Raw genomic sequence first — 3,133 nt, forward strand, 5'->3', positions numbered from 1 at the left:
GTGTCGCAACTATATCAATGGCTATTACAATGTAGTCAGAAGGCATGGGACTAATGGTGGATTGAGTCCCATGATGTACGAACTGAGAAATTAACCCCCGTGTCTACTTTACGGGGGTCATATCACTCTAGCCTCTAGCCTCTAGCCTCTAGCCTCTAGCCTCTAGCCTCTAGCCTCTAGCCTCTAGCCTCTAGCCTCTAGCCTCTAGCCTCTAGCCTCTAGCCTCTAGCCTCTAGCCTCTAGCCTCTAGCCTCTTAGGCCAGTTTCCCAAACTCCAGACATAAAAAAACCGGCCTCAGCCGGTTTTTCTTGCCTGTAACACAGGGTTTTGAATGCCTTACTGTTCTTCAGCAGCATCGTCTTCTTCTTGCTCACGGACATAGAAGCGTGAGAAGAACAAGCCAACCTCAAACAACAGGCACATCGGAATCGCCAGTAGGGTCTGCGAGATCATGTCTGGCGGCGTCAGCATCATACCTACCACGAAGGCACCGACGATGATATACGGCCTTTTTGTTCGCAGGCTTTCTGGATCCGTGGCCCCTGTCCAGCACAGCAGGATAATGGCCACTGGGATTTCAAACGCAATACCGAATGCCAAGAACAGTGCGAGGACAAAGTCCAGGTAACTGGCTATATCCGTCGCTACCGTGATCCCTTCCGGTGCTGTTTTGGTAAAGAAGCTAAATACCAGTGGAAATACCACAAAGTAAGCAAAAGCCACACCCGCATAGAACAGCAGCGAGCTGGAAAACAGCAGCGGCATAATCAGCTTGCGCTCATGCTTGTACAGCCCCGGTGCCACAAAGGCCCAAACCTGATACAAGATCATCGGCACAGCAATAAACACCGAGGTCACCAAGGTGAGCTTAATTGGCGTAAAGAATGGCGATGCCACATCTGTAGCGATCATACTCGCGCCTTCTGGTAGACGTTCTACCAAAGGCGCAGAGATGAAGGCATAAATGTCGTTGGCAAACCACACCAGGCCAAGAAAAACCACAATGACACTCAGGATGGAACGCAACAGCCGGTTACGCAGCTCAAGCAAGTGGCTGAATAACGGTTGCGTGTCTTCAACAGTAGACATAGTGACTTATATTAATCCTGCTTTTGAGAGGTCGTCGCCGAGGACTGCTCGTCTTTTTTGTCGCCATAAGGACGCTGCACATCGGATGCTGCTTTCTTCAGCTCCTCAACAGTGTCCCTCAGCTCTGGCGAGAGATCTTTCATCCCCATTTGCTCGGCTTTTTTCAAGTTTTCCTGAAGTTCCTGGATCTTGAGTTCCTGGTTCAGTTCATCCTTGACCGAGTTCGCCATATTACGTGCAGCCCCAATCCAGCGCGATACGCTACGTATCGCGACAGGTAGGCGTTCCGGCCCCAGTACAACCAATCCCACCACGGAGATCAGTATTAGTTCCCAGAACCCGATATCAAACACGTGTTAAACCTGCTCTTTGTCTTTCTGGCTCTTCTGAGCCTGATCACCCTGCTGTTCATCAGCTAGTTTCTTCTGATCGAAGTCCGCATCAGCTGCTGCGTCTTTCTTAGCAGCAGAAGGCTCATCATCACTGATAGCCTTTTTGAAACCTTTCACGGCAGAGCCCAAGTCACCGCCCAATGTACGCAACTTCTTGGTTCCGAACAGCAGAACAATGATTAGTGCAATGATTAGCAATTGCCAGATACTGATACCACCCATGCTTGTTTTACCTCAGCTAATTGTGGTTAATAACGAATCGTATATGTGTTGGCTGCATACTTTACCGTCTATTTACGGCAAGCACGCCACCCAAGTAACCAAAACGTGACCCCCATTGCAGCACTGATAGCCGAATAGTTTTCAATGTGATTACTAAAAAGTATGGCAGAACATACAACCAGAGTTGCACCAATGCCAAAGTAGAACCTTGCCTGGCCCTGGTAACGTCGACTCTCCATGAAGTTGTCGTAGAGTTTATCGATACGTTGGTTCAGCGCATTGCCTTGGCGCAAACTATCGTAAAGTAATTCCGGTAGCTCCGGTAATTTCTCAGCCCAGAATGGCGCCCGGGTTTTCACCCCGTCAATCACGGCCTGCGGACCGACCTGACGAGACATCCAGTCTTCTAGGAAAGGTTTGGCGGTATCCCACAAATCGAGTTGCGGGTATAACTGGCGTCCCAATCCTTCTACGTATAATAAGGTTTTCTGCAACAATACCAACTGTGGCTGCACTTCCATATTGAAGCGGCGCGCGGTATTAAACAGGTTAAGCAACACATGGCCAAACGAGATCTCGGCCAGTGGCTTTTCGAAAATCGGCTCGCACACAGTACGGATCGCGAACTCAAACTCGTCGATATTGGTATCTTCCGGCACCCAGCCAGAATCAACATGCAACTCTGCCACCTTGCGGTAATCCCGGTTGAAAAACGCTAGCAGGTTTTCGGCTAGGTAGCGTTTGTCCTCACGGTTCAAGCTGCCGACAATGCCGCAGTCGAGGGCAATCCACTGCGGGTTTTCCGGGTTCTCCCGTGCCACAAAGATATTGCCCGGGTGCATGTCAGCATGGAAGAAGCTGTCACGGAATACCTGGGTAAAAAAGATCGTCACGGCATTTTCCGACAGCAGTTTCATGTCGGTACCGTTAGCCACCAGCGCATCGATATCCGACACCTGGATACCATAGATACGCTCCATGACCAGCAGGTTTTCCCGGCTAAGGTCAGTGTACACCTCAGGCACATACAGCATGTGGCTATCTTCGAAATTACGCCTTAGCTGGATACCATTGGCGGCCTCTCGCATCAGGTTCAGCTCGTCGAGCAAGGTTTTCTCGTACTCGCGGACCACTTCGACCGGGCGCAGACGGCGCGCATCCGGCAAAACCTTGGCTAGCAGGCCAGCCATGCGGTACATCAGGGTAATATCGGCCTTGATCACCGGTAGGATATCCGGGCGGATCACCTTAAGCACCACTTCCTTGCCGGTTTCCTTCAAGGTTGCGGTATGCACTTGGGCAATTGACGCCGATGCCAATGGCACCTCATCAAAATCATCGAACCACGTCTCAAGCGGGCCACCCAGGGCTTTTTCCATCTGCTGCTTAGCGAGGCGGCCATCGAACGGCGCAACCTGGTCTTGCAACA

At 50.9% G+C, this 3,133-nt stretch carries 4 protein-coding genes; all 4 read right to left on the bottom strand.

Features of this window, described 5'->3' with window-relative positions:
• Window positions 1-337: 337 nt before the first annotated feature.
• Entirely contained in the window at window positions 338-1,090 is a 753-nt protein-coding gene (gene tatC, locus C9J01_RS29260) for a Sec-independent protein translocase subunit TatC (RefSeq protein WP_107301567.1), read from the bottom strand.
• Window positions 1,091-1,101: 11 nt separating this feature from the next.
• Entirely contained in the window at window positions 1,102-1,443 is a 342-nt protein-coding gene (gene tatB / locus C9J01_RS29265; protein ID WP_107301568.1) for a Sec-independent protein translocase protein TatB, read from the bottom strand.
• Between the two features lie 3 nt (window positions 1,444-1,446).
• A complete protein-coding gene (gene tatA, locus C9J01_RS29270) occupies window positions 1,447-1,704 on the bottom strand; it encodes a Sec-independent protein translocase subunit TatA (protein WP_107301569.1) in 258 nt (85 codons plus the stop codon).
• A 68-nt stretch (window positions 1,705-1,772) separates the two neighbouring features.
• Window positions 1,773-3,133 (bottom strand): ubiquinone biosynthesis regulatory protein kinase UbiB (gene ubiB, locus C9J01_RS29275; RefSeq protein ID WP_107301570.1); only part of this gene is annotated, 1,361 nt, incomplete at its 5' end.

It is taken from the genome of Photobacterium rosenbergii (genome assembly GCF_003026455.1).
GTDB classification, from domain to species: Bacteria; Pseudomonadota; Gammaproteobacteria; order Enterobacterales; family Vibrionaceae; genus Photobacterium; species Photobacterium rosenbergii.

What these genes read in the sequence shown, in the direction of transcription:
- tatC (WP_107301567.1), bottom strand. Translation starts at nt 1,090, where the DNA reads ATGTCTACTGTTGAAGACACGCAACCGTTATTCAGCCACTTGCTTGAG.
- tatA (WP_107301569.1), bottom strand. Translation starts at nt 1,704, where the DNA reads ATGGGTGGTATCAGTATCTGGCAATTGCTAATCATTGCACTAATCATT.